General features: G+C 41.2%; 12 protein-coding genes and 1 rRNA gene. 9 read left to right on the forward strand and 4 right to left on the reverse strand.

Annotation, left to right across the window (positions count from 1 at the left end; all coding sequences use genetic code 11):
• The first annotated feature begins 125 nt into the window (after positions 1-125).
• Together IEW93_RS05170 and nadE are read left to right on the forward strand one after the other, a co-directional pair.
• On the forward strand, positions 126-1,430 hold the full coding sequence (locus IEW93_RS05170) for an inosine/guanosine kinase (protein ID WP_188737620.1): 1,305 nt from the start codon (positions 126-128) through the stop codon (positions 1,428-1,430).
• Positions 1,431-1,574: 144 nt separating this feature from the next.
• The gene (gene nadE, locus IEW93_RS05175) at positions 1,575-2,405 is read left to right on the forward strand and encodes an NAD(+) synthase (RefSeq protein ID WP_188737622.1); all 831 of its coding nucleotides are present in this window, start codon (positions 1,575-1,577) and stop codon (positions 2,403-2,405) included.
• On the opposite strand, the gene IEW93_RS05180 is transcribed toward nadE, so the two are convergent.
• Positions 2,402-2,947 (reverse strand): DUF6942 family protein, encoded by a 546-nt coding sequence (locus IEW93_RS05180; protein ID WP_188737624.1) that lies wholly within the window; start codon positions 2,945-2,947, stop codon positions 2,402-2,404. The two genes, nadE and IEW93_RS05180, sit on opposite strands and share 4 nt — an antisense overlap.
• Before the next feature lie 105 nt (positions 2,948-3,052).
• Between IEW93_RS05180 and IEW93_RS05185 the strand changes: the two genes are divergently transcribed.
• Positions 3,053-4,522 carry an alpha/beta hydrolase gene (locus IEW93_RS05185; protein ID WP_188737626.1) on the forward strand — a complete coding sequence of 490 codons (1,470 nt, stop codon included), beginning with the start codon at positions 3,053-3,055 and terminating at the stop codon, positions 4,520-4,522.
• Between the two features lie 5 nt (positions 4,523-4,527).
• Here IEW93_RS05185 and IEW93_RS05190 read toward each other — a convergent pair whose 3' ends face one another.
• Entirely contained in the window at positions 4,528-6,693 is a 2,166-nt protein-coding gene (locus tag IEW93_RS05190) for a diguanylate cyclase (RefSeq protein ID WP_229706613.1), read from the reverse strand.
• A 350-nt stretch (positions 6,694-7,043) separates the two neighbouring features.
• Here IEW93_RS05190 and IEW93_RS05195 point away from each other — a divergent pair, with 350 nt between their 5' ends.
• The 4 genes from IEW93_RS05195 (at position 7,044) to IEW93_RS05210 (ending at position 11,703) form a co-directional block, all read left to right on the forward strand.
• Entirely contained in the window at positions 7,044-7,310 is a 267-nt protein-coding gene (locus tag IEW93_RS05195) for a DUF4212 domain-containing protein (RefSeq protein ID WP_188737629.1), read from the forward strand.
• Positions 7,311-7,321: 11 nt separating this feature from the next.
• Positions 7,322-9,040 (forward strand): sodium:solute symporter family protein, encoded by a 1,719-nt coding sequence (locus IEW93_RS05200; RefSeq protein WP_188737631.1) that lies wholly within the window; start codon positions 7,322-7,324, stop codon positions 9,038-9,040.
• 129 nt (positions 9,041-9,169) lie between these two features.
• Complete coding sequence (locus IEW93_RS05205; RefSeq protein ID WP_188737633.1) at positions 9,170-11,017, forward strand: DUF294 nucleotidyltransferase-like domain-containing protein; 1,848 nt, start codon at positions 9,170-9,172, stop codon at positions 11,015-11,017.
• 8 nt (positions 11,018-11,025) lie between these two features.
• Entirely contained in the window at positions 11,026-11,703 is a 678-nt protein-coding gene (locus IEW93_RS05210) for a 3'-5' exonuclease (RefSeq protein WP_283104481.1), read from the forward strand.
• A 52-nt stretch (positions 11,704-11,755) separates the two neighbouring features.
• Here the strand turns inward: IEW93_RS05210 and IEW93_RS05215 are convergent, their stop codons facing one another.
• The gene (locus tag IEW93_RS05215) at positions 11,756-12,841 is read right to left on the reverse strand and encodes a ketoacyl-ACP synthase III (protein WP_188737636.1); all 1,086 of its coding nucleotides are present in this window, start codon (positions 12,839-12,841) and stop codon (positions 11,756-11,758) included.
• A 93-nt stretch (positions 12,842-12,934) separates the two neighbouring features.
• On the reverse strand, positions 12,935-13,609 hold the full coding sequence (locus tag IEW93_RS05220; protein ID WP_188737667.1) for a GntR family transcriptional regulator: 675 nt from the start codon (positions 13,607-13,609) through the stop codon (positions 12,935-12,937).
• A 404-nt stretch (positions 13,610-14,013) separates the two neighbouring features.
• Between IEW93_RS05220 and gmhB the strand changes: the two genes are divergently transcribed.
• The gene (gene gmhB, locus IEW93_RS05225; protein ID WP_188737639.1) at positions 14,014-14,562 is read left to right on the forward strand and encodes a D-glycero-beta-D-manno-heptose 1,7-bisphosphate 7-phosphatase; all 549 of its coding nucleotides are present in this window, start codon (positions 14,014-14,016) and stop codon (positions 14,560-14,562) included.
• A gap of 602 nt (positions 14,563-15,164) precedes the next feature.
• Positions 15,165-15,282, forward strand: a 16S ribosomal RNA gene (locus IEW93_RS05230); the annotation flags it as partial.

Genomic DNA, 15,282 nt, shown 5'->3' on the forward strand with positions numbered 1-15,282 from the left:
TAACTATGATAAAATCTGCCGCCATTTTCGCAGAGGGTGACTTTTCAACGTTGAATGTCGCCAAAGGCAATTAATTTCACACTTAATTTCACACTGGCAAGGATGCTAAGCTATGAGAGCCCAATATGAAGTTTCCTGGTCAACGTAAGTCAAAGCACTATTTTCCTGTAAACAGTCGTGATCCATTATTGGCTCAACTTACTCAGCAGCCGCAACCATTTTCGACCTACATTTGTGGAATCGATCAAACGCTTGTTGATATCGAAGCAAAGGTAGAAGACGAATTACTCGAACGTTATGGTTTGCCTAAAGGTAATTCAACACTCATTAACGATGAACAAGCTCATAACCTTTATCATGAATTGAAATCAAATGAGATGATTAGTGATGAGTTTGCTGGTGGTACTATTGGCAATACGGTTCATAACTATTCCATTTTAGCTGACGATCGCTCAGTATTATTTGGTGTAATGAGCCAAAACATTATGGTTGGTAGCTACGCGTACCGCTATTTATGTAACACTTCATCGAAAGTCGATTTAAACTACTTACAACCTGTAGATGGCCCAATTGGACGCTGTTTTACGCTGATCTCAGACTGCGGTGAGCGCACTTTTGCTATCAGCAAGGGCGCTATGGATAAGTTAACGCCAGAGTTTATTAACAAAGAAGTGGTTCAAGGAAGTTCAGCTTTAGTGTTAACAGCATATTTAATGCGTGCTAGTGAAGGTGATGGTATTACCGATGCCGCCATGACGGCGATTGAATACGCTAAACAAGCCGATGTGCCTGTCGTGTTAACATTGGGGACGCGTTTTTTAATTCAAGAAGATCCCACCTGGTGGCAAAACTTTATTCGCGATCATGTGACCATTTTGGCCATGAATGAAGATGAAGGCGAAGCCTTAACAGGCTTTAAAGATCCTTTGTTGGCCAGTGAAGCCGCGCTCGAGTGGTGTGATATGGTATTGACGACGGCAGGCCCAATCGGTCTTTATACCGCAGGTTATGCAGAAGACAGCGCTAAGCGAGAAACCAGCCATTTATTATTACCAGGGGCGATTCCTGAGTTTAATCGTTATGAGTTTTCGCGTCCTATGTTAAAAGCTGATTGCGAAACGCCGATTAAAGTGTACGCGCATATTTCGCCTTATATGGGTGGACCAGAGCTTATTCGTAATACTAATGGGGCTGGAGATGGTGCATTATCAGCATTGCTTCATGATTTATCTGCTAACACGTTCCATAAAGCAAATGTGCCTGGTTCGAGCAAGCATAAGCGCGATGGTTTATGTTACTCTTCATTTTCGCAAGTGTGTAAATACGCTAACCGTGTCGCTTATGAAGTATTAGCTCAACACAGCCCTCGTTTATCTCGTGGTTTGCCAGAGCGTGAAGACAGTTTAGAAGAATCATACTGGGAGCGTTAATTTCGCTTGAGTTAAAAAAACGATAATGACGATTCATTATCGTTTTTTTTTGCTAGGAGTTTATTAAAATAGTCTTTGCTCAGGTACAATTAACGCGTATCACAATATTCATAAGCTTTTAAAATCAGCCATCAGGAGCGTCACGTGAAAGGACAAATCTTAAGAGAGATGCATGTACTTAAGGCTATTGAGCCTGAGTTTGAAATTCAGCGCCGAGTTGCATTTATCAAAGCTAAATTAAAAGAAGCACATACCCACAGTTTGGTGTTAGGGATTAGTGGTGGTGTCGATTCTTCATTAGCAGGTCGTTTATGTCAGTTAGCGGTTGATAGCTTGAACCAGGAACAGAGCGACATTGTGTATCAGTTTATTGCTGTGCGTCTGCCATATCAAATTCAAAAAGATGAAGATGAAGCGCAATTAGCCTGTCAATTTATTCAACCGTCTAAACAAGTGACAGTGAACATTGCAGAAGGCGTGCTTGGTGTACATCATGCTACTTTGGCAGGTTTAAAAGAAGCCAATATTGCATTACCAGATGAAAACAAAGTCGATTTTGTTAAAGGTAACGTTAAAGCCAGAATGCGCATGGTGGCTCAGTATAATATTGCAGGTATGGTTAACGGCTTAGTGGTTGGCACCGATCATAGCGCTGAAAATATCACCGGCTTTTACACTAAATTTGGCGATGGCGCTTGTGATTTGGCGCCTTTGTTTGGCCTAAATAAACGTCAAGTGCGTAAGTTAGCAGCCTTTTTAGGCGCACCAGAATTACTGGTAAAAAAAGCACCAACGGCAGATTTAGAAGACAACCAACCCCAACTAGAAGATGAAGTTGCCCTCGGGTTGACCTATGATCAAATCGATGATTTTTTAGAAGGTAAAGAAGTGCCTAAGTCTGTTGAAGACAAGTTAATCGGAATTTATAAACGCACTCAACATAAGCGTCAGCCAATACCGACTATTTACGATTAATCGTGGGATATACCGGCATTGGCAATAATCTGTCTCGTTGTTTCAATCAGCGCATTAGAATATTGTCGGTAATCTAAGTAAGGCGTCAGTAAACAAGTTTGCTGGCGCCTTATTTTGTTAGTTTGAGCAACAGCATGTCCTGCTTGAGTATCTATTCCTAAACGTTGTTGGGTTTCTTTACCGCACACGATATGCCATTGCTGTGTACAAAGATGCAATGGGGCTGTGTTGGGCTCCACAATCTGTATTTGGCAGCTAAGTCGCCTACCTAGGGATGGCTGAGTTAAGAGAGTATTGGCTTGTGTGCTATCACAAAACAGGTTTGCCCTTATGGCTTTCCAGGCGGCGCCGTTATTCAGTGTAATGTCGGGCTCTACGCTGCAAATTTTGGCCATAATAGTGAAGATTTTACGCCAGTGATTACCATTTAAGGCCATTAATTGTGCCACAGCATCGGGATGTGTAGCCTGCCAATTCGTTGGCGTTATAGGTGGTGTGGGCAGGTAAAAAATAACGTCTGCCGTTTGTGGTCCTAACATCATAATGTGTTGCCTGTTTCTCACGCAGTTATCAGGTTTAATGGACTCGTTTAATGGTAAAATTATGCCATAGGATTGGGTATAGAGTTAGATTATTTAAGGAAGGCTATGCGCACCATTGTGATTGGCTCAACAAAACATCTGTTATTTGCCGCTCTTTATGGGGCGGTTGGTATTGCTGTTGCCATTATTTTTACTGCGGTGTGGTTTCTTAACAATCGTCCTGATTTATCTTTATGGCATACCACTCACTTAACCCATGAATATCATCAACAATCTGGTTTAACTAGCTTTAAACAATACCTGAGTTTAGAAGATAAATTATTTGCAGAAGTCGATCGTAAAATTTATCGAAAGTATCAACCAAAAGTGGCCTCTGCGCTCAATCGCTATGAACGCCATAGCTTGTCTGATCCGGCCTTATGGCAACAAAACTGGAATCGTTCATTTGAGTGGGAAAACCCTCAAGCTGAGTTTGGGATCTTGCTACTGCATGGTATGTCAGATTCGCCATATGTAATGAAGCACATCGCGGAGCATTATCAGTATCAAGCTCACATAGTTGGATTAAGATTGCCCGGCCATGGCACTGTGCCTTCAGGGCTTACTGACATTACTTGGCCAGATTTGGCGGGTGCAGTTTCGTTGGCAACAACGCATTTGGCAGCAGAACTGCCTGGTAAACCCATCTATGTTATTGGTTTTTCAACTGGTGCAGCATTAGCATTAAACCATGAGCTTGAAAATATCAGTCTTAATAAGCCGACAAGTTTTGCGGGAATGGTATTTTTATCCCCTGCGGTAGGGTTGGCACCTATTGCTGCCGGTGCATATTGGCAAGCCAAATTGGGGCGTTTATTAGGCCAGGATAAACTGTATTGGAATAGCATTCAAACTGAATACGATCCATTTAGATATCAATCGTTTGCAGTTAATGCAGGTGATGTTGTGTACCGGTTAACATTACGCAATCAAACATTACTAACAGGGCTTGACGACAAACAATTTAACGCCATCCCAGCCATATTAACGTTTCAATCTGTGGTGGATGATACTGTGTCGTCGATTTCTGTCGTTGACAAGCTGTATCAATACTTGCCTGAAAGGCGCGGGCATGAATTGGTGCTGTTTGATGTCAATCGAAATCATAACCATAATCAATTATTGATGCAGGATCCGCTCATTCCGTTTGCCCCTTTTTGGGTGACATCTCCCTTACCATACCGGTTAAGTTTGCTGGAAAATAACTCTCATGCCAATAATCAGGTGCAGGTGAGAGAACTGACACATGTATCAAAGGCAAAGGGTGCTGAGATCCATGAACTTGATTTAACCTGGCCAAATGAGGTTTATTCTTTATCACATGTTGCGTTAACTTTTCCGATTGAAGATAGCTTATATGGCCCGTTAGTGACTGACGAGTCGGATAAAATACAAATAGGTAGAGGGATCTATCAAGGAGAAAGAGGGATATTAAGTGTGAGTGCAGCAGACATGTTACGCCAAAAATGGAATCCATTTTATCCATACATGATGGGGCGAATGGACGAGTTTACTCAACAACGCCCATCAATCTAGGCCGTTTACTCTGTCATTATATTAATCACTGTTTTATTGCGGCCGTCTTGTTTAGCTTGATAAAGATTATCATCTGCCACTTTAATCCATTTGTCTAAGTCTATGGAGTAATCCGCATTCGCGGTAATGGCGCCGATACTGACAGTAACGTTAAATGACCGTTTATCCTCAGGGGATACCATGCTAAGTTGTGCTAACGCTTCTCTAAAACTGTTTAGATGATGCTCAATATGTAATGCATTGGTCAGGGGGAGCATTAATAAAAACTCTTCGCCGCCGTATCGAGAGACGATATCGATGTCGCGTTTAAAGTATTTTTGCAGTAATTGGGCGAATATACGTAAACATTCATCGCCAGCTAAATGACCATAGTTGTCATTAATGTCTTTAAATAAATCCAAGTCTAATACTGCTACGGTAATCGCTTGATCGCTGCGTAAGCAAAAATCCAACAGCTCATTAAATTTTCGTTCAGCATAGCGTCGGTTATACAGGCCAGTTAGCGGATCTCTGTCAACGAGTTCTTTTAGCTTTTTATTTGCCGTTTCTAATTCTTCAGTTCGTCTTGCTACTGTTTCTTCTAACTCTACTTGATGGTCTATTAATTGTTGCTTACTTGCCAGCAAACGTTGATACAGGCTAAATACCTCTTTTGGTGAGTTTTCATCAATACTTGGCAGTTTATGTTGCCCCGATGCTGATGGGCTAAATTGACTTGCAACAGCTTCTAACGGCACGGTGAGCAGTGCGCTGAGTTTTTTTGATATATAAAATGTACACATCAGCGCTATCAGTAACATTAAAAAGCTATTAAACATTTGCTCTTCTGCGAGCTTAAGCAGGGGAGAAAACTCTTTTAAAATATACACAGTCCAGCCATTGTCTAATGACTGATGTGCATAAATATATTCAGGCACAATTGATTCAGGTCGCTCAATGTTGATCAGTTCAAGATTGGTGCGATATACGCCGTTATTGACAACAAATTTAAACTGCGACAATGAGCTTAAGCCCAATTTTTCTGAGGCATATATGATTTGGTTTTGTTCATCGACCATGACAACAGATTCATCAATGGCATATTCATTATTTTGATCAACGTGTGCAAAGTGATTTAAATCAAGCGAACCCTCTACTATTCCGGCAGTTGTCGTGTGATGTTCATCGGTATAAAAAGGGGCACTCATGGCGATAATGGCGTCATTGCCAAAGCCTCTACCTTGAAAGACTGATGATACAAATAAACGATGATTGTAAAATGATTCGATAAAGTAATCGCGATCATTAATATTAATATTGCGTGTTTGATTGTTAGAAAGCAGTCGAGATACTGGGCTTGCAGCAATAATCTGAGCTTGAGGGTTAGCTATCAGCATACTGATAAACCCGGGATAGCTTTCATGTAAATTAGACAACATGGGTTGCCATTCCAATGGGTCGTCAGCCACGATAGTCAATTGGTTTGCGGCGTTGGCTATGACCGTCTTGTGGCCGTTGATGTAGTTTTGAGCAGATGTTGCTAAGTGTGAGACCGCATCATTAATGTTTTGTTTTAACATTGCTTGTTGGCGTTCTAAAAAATAATAATTAAAAATCAACGCTGAAAACAACAGGGTAAGCGTTACCATTAAGGTAAAAAAGTACGTTAATTGTGAACTTAACATTCTGCGTTGGCGATCTTTAACTTTGTCTTTAAAAAACCATAATTTAGGTATTGCCAAAATTAATAGTGACGCCAAACTGGTATAAACTAGCCCATTGACGGCTTGTTTTGATGTAATAAACCCAAGGTGTGATGACGGGATGTCCATGATGAATGTGACATACAAGTACACTAGAGGAATGCCTATGACTAACCAATAGATCGCATCTGCATATAAAGCATAAATATCGCGACGTCTGGCGTAACCTAAAAAGAGTGCTTCGAGGCCAAAAAATAAGTAAACATGCGGACTGTCCCAATTAATCATTAAGCCAGTAGAAGCCAGCATTGCGGTTAAAAACGCATACCATGGCCCCATTAATACCGCAGCAATGACAGTGACTGTATTACCTAATACAAACTGCACATTGGCAAAAAACTGAATGGGATAACAGTTTATTAGCAAACCAGCTATGCCTAGAATGATTGAAAACAACAAGTGTTGTTTGTTAATGCTGGGAAGCTTCAAAAAATATCCTTATTGATTTTATTAATAAAACCATTGTTCAACTTAACATTTATCTCAAGAAAATCATCAGAATTCAATGTAAACCCTAGATTAAATGGAAGGGTTTAACCTAAAAAGCATTAAATAATCATGTTCTGCAATCAACATTTTGTTCGACCTTGGTCTAATCCAGTTTAATAGTTCTGTTATAGAAACGCTATATTAAATGAGTTAAGTGGCTGAATTTTTTTAACTTTAACTCATTGTTTAGCACCTGCTAAAAATGAATACGACTAAGGTCTTGATTGTGGTGTGGTTCTGAGTTGCTAGATTAACTAAGACTTTACAAAAACTAGCACAGGGGAGTCGCAATGAGTTTTGAAAATAACGAAAAGGCAGCGGGATACTGGCGTGAAAATTTACGTTTAGTGCTTAGCTTGCTTGCAATTTGGGCTGCAGTATCATTTGGCTGCGGTATTTTATTAGTTGATGTATTAAACGAATTCAGCTTTATGGGTTTTAAGCTGGGGTTTTGGTTTGCGCAGCAGGGTGCAATGTATGTATTCGTAGCGCTGATTTTTGTTTATGTGGCGAAAGCTAATGCATTAGACAAAAAATACAACGTTCAGGAAGACTAAGGGGCACTACGATGGATGTTCAAACACTCACTTATTTAATTGTCGGCGCCACGTTTGCGTTGTACATCGGGATCGCCATTTGGTCTCGAGCGGGTTCGACGAAAGAGTTTTATGTTGCAGGTGGTGGTGTTCACCCTGTGATGAACGGCATGGCAACAGCGGCAGACTGGATGTCTGCGGCATCGTTTATTTCACTGGCAGGTATTGTGTCGTTTGTGGGATATGACGGTTCTGTTTACTTAATGGGCTGGACCGGCGGTTATGTATTACTGGCTTTATGTATGGCGCCTTATCTACGTAAGTTTGGTAAGTTTACCGTGCCAGATTTTATTGGTGACCGCTATTACTCGCAAACGGCCCGTACCGTAGCGGTAATTTGCGCCATCTTTATCTGTTTTACCTACATCGCAGGCCAAATGCGCGGTGTGGGTGTGGTGTTCTCCCGTTTCTTAGAAGTCGAAGTTGAAACGGGTGTATACATAGGGATGGCCGTGGTGTTCTTTTATGCGGTATTAGGCGGCATGAAAGGCATTACCTACACCCAGGTTGCGCAATATTGTGTGTTAATTTTTGCCTTTATGGTGCCAGCAATCTTTATTTCGGTAATGATGACAGGTCATATTTTCCCACAAATTGGTTTTGGTGCAGAGTTAATTGATGCAGCGGGTAATGGCACTGGCGTGTATTTACTCGATAAACTTGACGGGTTATCAGCCGAGCTTGGGTTTTCTCAATATACTGAAGGTTCTAAAGACATGATTGATGTGTTCTTTATTACCGGTGCGTTGATGTTTGGTACCGCAGGCCTACCACACGTAATCGTGCGTTTCTTTACTGTTCCTAAAGTGAAAGATGCACGTGTATCTGCGGGTTGGGCGCTAGTGTTTATTGCAATTATGTATACCACTGTGCCTGCTTTATCAGCATTCTCTAGAGTGAATATGATTGAGACCATTAATGGTCCTGATTCAACTGGTGTGCCTTATGAAACGGCGCCTTCTTGGATTAAAAACTGGGAAAAAACTGGCTTAATTACGTGGGAAGATAAAAACAACGATGGCAACATTTTTTACACCAGTGGTGATAAAAATGAAATGAACATCGACCGCGATATTATCGTACTGGCTACACCAGAGATTGCTGATTTACCTGCCTGGGTTATTGCATTGGTGGCCGCGGGTGGCTTAGCTGCGGCATTATCAACCTCAGCGGGTTTGCTATTGGTTATCTCAACGTCAGTATCTCATGACCTACTTAAGAAAAACTTTATGCCCGATATTTCTGACCAAAAAGAACTCATGTATGCCCGCATATCTGCTGCATTAGGAGTTGTTATGGCCGGTTACTTTGGTATTAATCCACCAGGCTTTGTGGCTGCGGTAGTTGCAATTGCGTTTGGTTTGGCTGCTGCATCATTGTTCCCTGCAATTATCATGGGTATTTTCTCTAGAACCATGAATAGAGAAGGCGCGATTGCCGGTATGGTGATTGGTTTACTTTCTACTGCGGCTTACATCGCTTACTTTAAGTTTATCAACCCTGCAGCTAATACATCTGACAATTGGTTCTTAGGTATTTCACCTGAAGGTTTTGGCATGGTGGGGATGTTTATTAACTTTGGTGTGGCATTTGCGGTAAGCAAAGTGACGACAAAAATCCCTGATGAGATTGTTGAAATGGTTGAGTCTATCCGTTTCCCTAAAGGAGCTGGTGGCGCTCAAGATCACTAATCATCGATGTTGATTTTACCTTAAGTTAAAGAGCGCTTCGGCGCTCTTTTTGTTGGGCTTAAGTCCTATAGCAGCCATATCTAAGCCTTTGCTATAGTGTTTATATGATGTATTCAATATGGAGATAATATGGATGCAAGTGAACTACAACCCGTTGAACAGTTTTTAGCTGCGCACCCCCCATTTGATTCATTACCCGCTCAGGTGATTAGTTATTTCGCTAAAAACATCATTGTAGGCTATTACAGTAAAGCGTCGGCTTTTGTTACATTTGATAAAGACAACCCTAAATTATATATCGTTCGCAGTGGGGCTTTTGAAGTAAGAGATCCTGAAGGGGTATTAGTTGATCGGGTAGCTGAAGGTGAATGCTTTGGTTTTTCCACTTTGTTGTCGGGTGAGAAAGTTGTTAATAAGGTGGCCATTTTAGAAGACGGCTTAGTTTATCATTTACCCCAAGTCATCTTTGAACAGTTGCGTGCAGAGCAGCGTAGTTTCGATCAGTTTTTTACTCGAGCTTTTGCAAAGCGCTTACGTAATGAAGGGCGATTTAAAGCAAAAGATCTCACTACGACCAGTAGAATCACATCAATCATGTGCGCCAATCCTATCATTGTGCAAGCGCAGGCCAGTGTAATCGATGCCGCTAAAATAATGCGAGAGCATCGAGTATCGTCAGTGTTGGTGATTGATAATCATAAATTGGTGGGAATTTTAACCGATAGGGATTTACGCAACCGAGTGATTGCTGAAGGGCTTGATACAAGTACTCTTGTGAGTCAGGCTATGACGATTAATCCCATCGTGACACATGCAAATGCATTGGTATTTGAAACCATGTTAACCATGAGTGAGCATAACATTCATCACTTGCCCGTAGTAGAAGGTAGTCAGGCCATTGGCATGATAACGAGTACCGATATTCTTCGTGCTCAGCGGTCACAACCATTGTTATTGATAGGTGAAATTGGTCGGCAAGCCAACATCGACAGTTTAATCCAGGTCAGTAAACAAATTCCATTGTTGCTACAAAACTTAATCAGTGCCGATGCCAGAGCGGAAGAAATAGGCCGAGTGCTTACTTCTGTTACTGATGCATTAACACGTCGTTTAATCGAATTAAACCAACAGATATTAGGCAAAGCTCCTATGGCTTTTTGCTGGTTAGCATTTGGATCGCAAGGGCGGCAAGATCAAGTGGCATGTTCTGATCAAGATAATGGATTGTTACTTGCTCATGAACCAGACGAGTTTGCAGCATCTTATTTTGATGCATTAACAAAAGCGGTGTGTAAGGGGCTTGACCAATGCGGTTATGTATATTGCCCTGGTGATATTATGGCGCAAAATCCTAAATGGCGTTTGCCGCTTAATCAATGGAAAGCATTATTTAAGCATTGGGTGCTGACACCCGAACCTAAAGCATTAATGCATGCAAGCATCTTTTTCGACATGCGGCCAGTATTTGGTCCTATGAGTTTATTTAACGAATTACAAGATGAAGTGCTTGCATCGACTAAAGATAACGACATATTTCTGGCTGGAATGGCAGGGAATTCGTTAACAGAATCACCGCCGTTGGGATTTTTCAGGAAATTTGTGCTTGAAAGAGATGGCAGTGAAGTTAAAGGCATGGATTTAAAACATAAGGGCAGTGCTCTGATTAATGATATCGCCAGGGTTTACGCATTAAGTGCGGGTATCAAAGAGGTGAATACGGCCAAAAGAATAAGAGCTTTAATGGATGCCAATATCATTAACCGTAAAGATGCACTCAATCTTGCCGATGCGCATGAGTTTATCGCTCATATGCGCTTGGCTAATCAAGGTTATCAGGCAACACATAATTTACCTGTGAATAATTTTTTAAAGCCACAGCATTTATCATCATTGTTGCGACATCAACTGCGCGATGCATTTAAGGTGGTGCACGACGCACAAGCGGGTATCAAGCTGAAGTTTTTGAGGAGCTTTTAGTGGCTAACCTGTGGTGGATAAAAGCGTTACTGTGGCGAAGTAAAACAAAATCATTACCTTTGACCTTAAAAAATTACTTAGCGGCGATCACACCCGTAATAAATCAGCGTTTTATTGATGCACCTTTAATGGCGATAGACCTTGAAATGACAGGATTAGATCCACTTAACGATCAAGTGATTAGTATTGGTATTGTGCCTATTGTACAAGGCGTTATTCCTTTAGATAAAGCGCAGCATGTAATGATTGCGATTAGTGGCAGTGTTGGTCAAAGTGCCACGGTGCATGGCATTGTTGATAATCAATTACATAAAGCACTGTCAATTGAACAAGCCATGCAATGGTTTTTAGCACAAACGCAAGGTCACATTTTAGTCGCCCACCATGCGCCGCTAGATATTCAGTTTATTCAGCAACAATTGCAGCGTTGTTTTGGACAATCAATACCTTTGGTGTTTATTGATACCCTGGCGATAGAAAAAAAACGCTGTTTAAGACAACAAGATGTACTAAGGCAAGGAACGTTACGGCTAGGGGCGAGTAGAGAGCGTTATCACTTACCTGTCTATTCAGCGCATAATGCCTTAGTCGATGCCTTATCTTGTGGTGAATTGTTATTGGCGCAAGTGGCAGCGATGGGGAATATTAACAACTTGAAGCTGAAAGATTTGATAGAAATAGCGTAAAAAGCCAGTCATAACGACTGGCTTTTTGTTTTTGGCAACAAACTAACCCAAATTATGTTTCGCTGCTGTCTACTTTACTAAAAAAATAATCGACTGCGGGTTTGATTAACTCAAGTGCCGTTTTATCGCAGGGAGGTAATGTTGCATCAGAGGTATTGATTGGGGTGGTACGTTCGCCCCATTGTAATAACATTGCTGCTGAGGTTAACCCTGCGCCAAACGCACATGATAAAATGGTTTGTCCTGGCACAATTCTACCTTGTGATAACGCATCACAAATCGCGATAGGAATGGTTGCGGCAGAGGTGTTGCCATAGTCTGCGATATTGACAAAGGCCTTTTCTTTGGGAATTTTCATTCGGCTGACAAGAGTATCAATAATCCGCTCATTGGCTTGATGCGGAATAACAAAATCAACTTCATCAATACTGGTATTGCATTTTTCGAGGACTTTAGCGCTTAAGTTACCCATGCCATGAATCGCACGTTTAAACACTTCTTGACCGTTGATGTGGATATAAAAATCCAGCGAGTCTGTATCAAATCGGTCCATTTGGGTGCCAAAGTTAGACTGTAAAATATGACGACCTTCAGGATCGTTATTTAACTCATAACCTAATATGCCGCCTGGTTTATCGCTTGCTTCAAGCACAATCGCTCCAGCGCCGTCACCAAACAGTACCGCTGTTTCACGACGAGACCAATCAAGGTAAAACGACAAACGTTCAGCCCCAATGATAAGAATCTTTTTGTTTTGGCCGCTTTTAATCATTGAGCTGGCCAAGCCTACACCGTACAAAAAGCCGCTACATGCTGCATTGATATCAAATGCGCCACAAGTGGCCCCGATATTAGCCTGTACTGTAGAGGCTATATTCGGGATCAAGGTATCGGGGCTTGCTGTGGCTAAAATAATTAAGTCAAGCTCGCTGCCGTCAATGCCAGCAGCAGCTAGCGCATGTTTGGCCGCCACTGAAGCCATTTCAGAGGTATTGACATGGCTTATGTTACGCTTACTAATACCTGTACGTGTTTTAATCCATTCATCGGATGTTTCCATGAATGTAGCTAAATCGTCATTGGTCAGCGTGGCGGTAGGAACTGATTTTCCCCAACCGGTAATGTGTGCGTACTGCATAGCAATTCTCTCAATGTGGTAACAATTAATTATTTAATTAGCGCCCAAGAGTGGTTGATGGCGCTATAGGCTTAAACAAGAATAATCATTGTTTTATGACTTAATTTTTTGTTCTACTAATTTGGTTATCGAAGCGGCAGCACTCAATATATGCTCATGTAACAATGCTGTTGCTTTTTCGACATCGCCGGCTTTACACAGTTCAAGTAAAATCCGGTGTTCGCGCTCAGCGGTGGGTATTCCGCCAGTAAATAGCAATTGCAAACGAATATAACGATCACAATTGGTGTTCAAACCATGAATGACCTCGAGCGTATGGGGTCTATTAGCCGCTTCGTATAAACGGGTATGGAAGCGAGTATTGAGTTCACTCCAGCTGGCTACAGACTCTTTAAGCTTAAATGCCAACTCAAGTTGAACTAACACAGCTTCTGCTTCTTTAATGTCATTGTCGGTCAAGTTTGGAATTGCTTTGGCCAATAAGTCAGATTCGATCATGGCTCTAAGTTCAAATAATTCGGTTACCTGCTCAACAGATAATTTTGTAGCAGTGGCACCTTTATGAGGCTCAAAATTTACTAACCCCTCAGCTTCTAATTGAACTAAGGCTTCACGAACCGGAATTCGACTCACATTTAACTGCTCTGCAATAGCCGACTGTCTAAGTGGTTCGCCTCCCTCGATATCACCAGAAAGGATCTGTTCTCTGAGTGCTTCCACAACAAGTTGCGTGCGGGTTTTATGAATAATAGGAGGTATATTGCTCATGTATTTTGTTTTCATCACTAATTTCTTCGAGCAAGGGTAACGCTTAGACGCTGCTTTATAAAGTGAAACATATATATAAATGCAGATAAATATCATAAAAATGGATTAACTAACCTGAACTCAGGATAACAACTAGCTTTATAGAGGCAATTTTTACTAACAATTAGGTTAATTTTGTTTGCAATAGGGCCGCTATTGACGAACTAATTTGCCTTGTTTTAAGCAAAAACATCTCTCTAGAATACATAGGATAGATATATGTTATTTAATTTCAGATATTTAGCTAAACTCTTATCCAGAGTCTTGGTTAAATAGTTAAATGGGTAAAATTGATTAGTTTGACTGGCACCAAATTGATGTCGGTGGGATAATTAAATCAACAATTAGCTTGTGGGGTATATAGGTTGAAAAAGGCTGTATTTTTAGACCGTGATGGTGTGATTAATAAAGACACTGGCTACGTACATAATGTAGATGACTTTGAATATATCGAAGGCGTCTTTGAAGCATGTTTAGCATTAAAGAAAATGGGTTATCTACTGGTCGTTGTCACAAATCAGTCAGGTATTGCGCGTGGGATGTACAGCGAAGATGATTTTCATCACTTGACCGAGTGGATGGATTGGAACTTTGCAGATAAAGGTGTAGATCTTGATGGTATTTATTATTGCCCACATCATCCTGAAAAAGGGATAGGTGAATACAAACAAGATTGTGATTGCCGCAAACCTAAACCTGGCATGCTGACTTCAGCAGCTCAGTTTCTCAAAATTGATTTAAGCCAATCTGTGATGGTCGGCGATAAAGCCGATGATATTCGTGCTGCACATGCCGCAGGAATAAAAACGGCAATATTGGTTCGTTCAGGCAAAGAGGTAGACGAGGCTGGTGTTTCGCTTGCCACGACAGTGCTAGACAGCATTGCAGATGTACCACAATTTTTGAGTAAGTGATCATCGGTAAGTCACCAAAGCAAAGCATGCGCTTTACAAGCACTTTGTTTTAATGAGTTAACATTGTATTAACCTGGTTTGAACCTCATTTAATGTCGAATTATATAAATTGGACACTTTATATAGAAGTAAATGGCTAATATGGGCTATTACAGTGATATTTAAGGCAGTTTAAAAAGGTATCAACAGGGCGATTTTGTTCATAAAGTCAGCACAAATAGTTTAAAACAGGCCTTTGAGTTTAAAAACTGTCCAGTTAAGCGATAAACTTAAGAAAAAAACGCAAAAGGCCTTGCACATTAAAATGAGTTCCCTATAATGCGCACCACTGACACGGAACACGGCGTATAACGCAGCGTTACCAAGTCCGCTCTTTAACAATTTATCAAGTAATCTGTGTGGACATTCACAGGTATTGAGTTATTCGAAATTGTCTTCTTGTTCTTCGGAATGTAGGCAATCAAAAAATTTAACTCTATGATGAGAATGTTCATAGAAATATGACACTGCAGAAATGCAGTGAGTAATTCGTCAGCTCTTATGAGCGAAGCGAATTATGACAGTAGAATTCATTGAGCCGAGACTATGTCTCAAAAAAACTTTAATTGAAGAGTTTGATCATGGCTCAGATTGAACGCTGGCGGCAGGCCTAACACATGCAAGTCGAGCGGCAGCACAAGGGAGCTTGCTCCTGAGGTGGCGAGCGGCGGACGGGTGAGT

Origin of the sequence: Shewanella inventionis, assembly GCF_014641855.1 — a bacterium.
In the GTDB taxonomy this organism is placed as follows: domain Bacteria; phylum Pseudomonadota; class Gammaproteobacteria; order Enterobacterales; family Shewanellaceae; genus Shewanella; species Shewanella inventionis.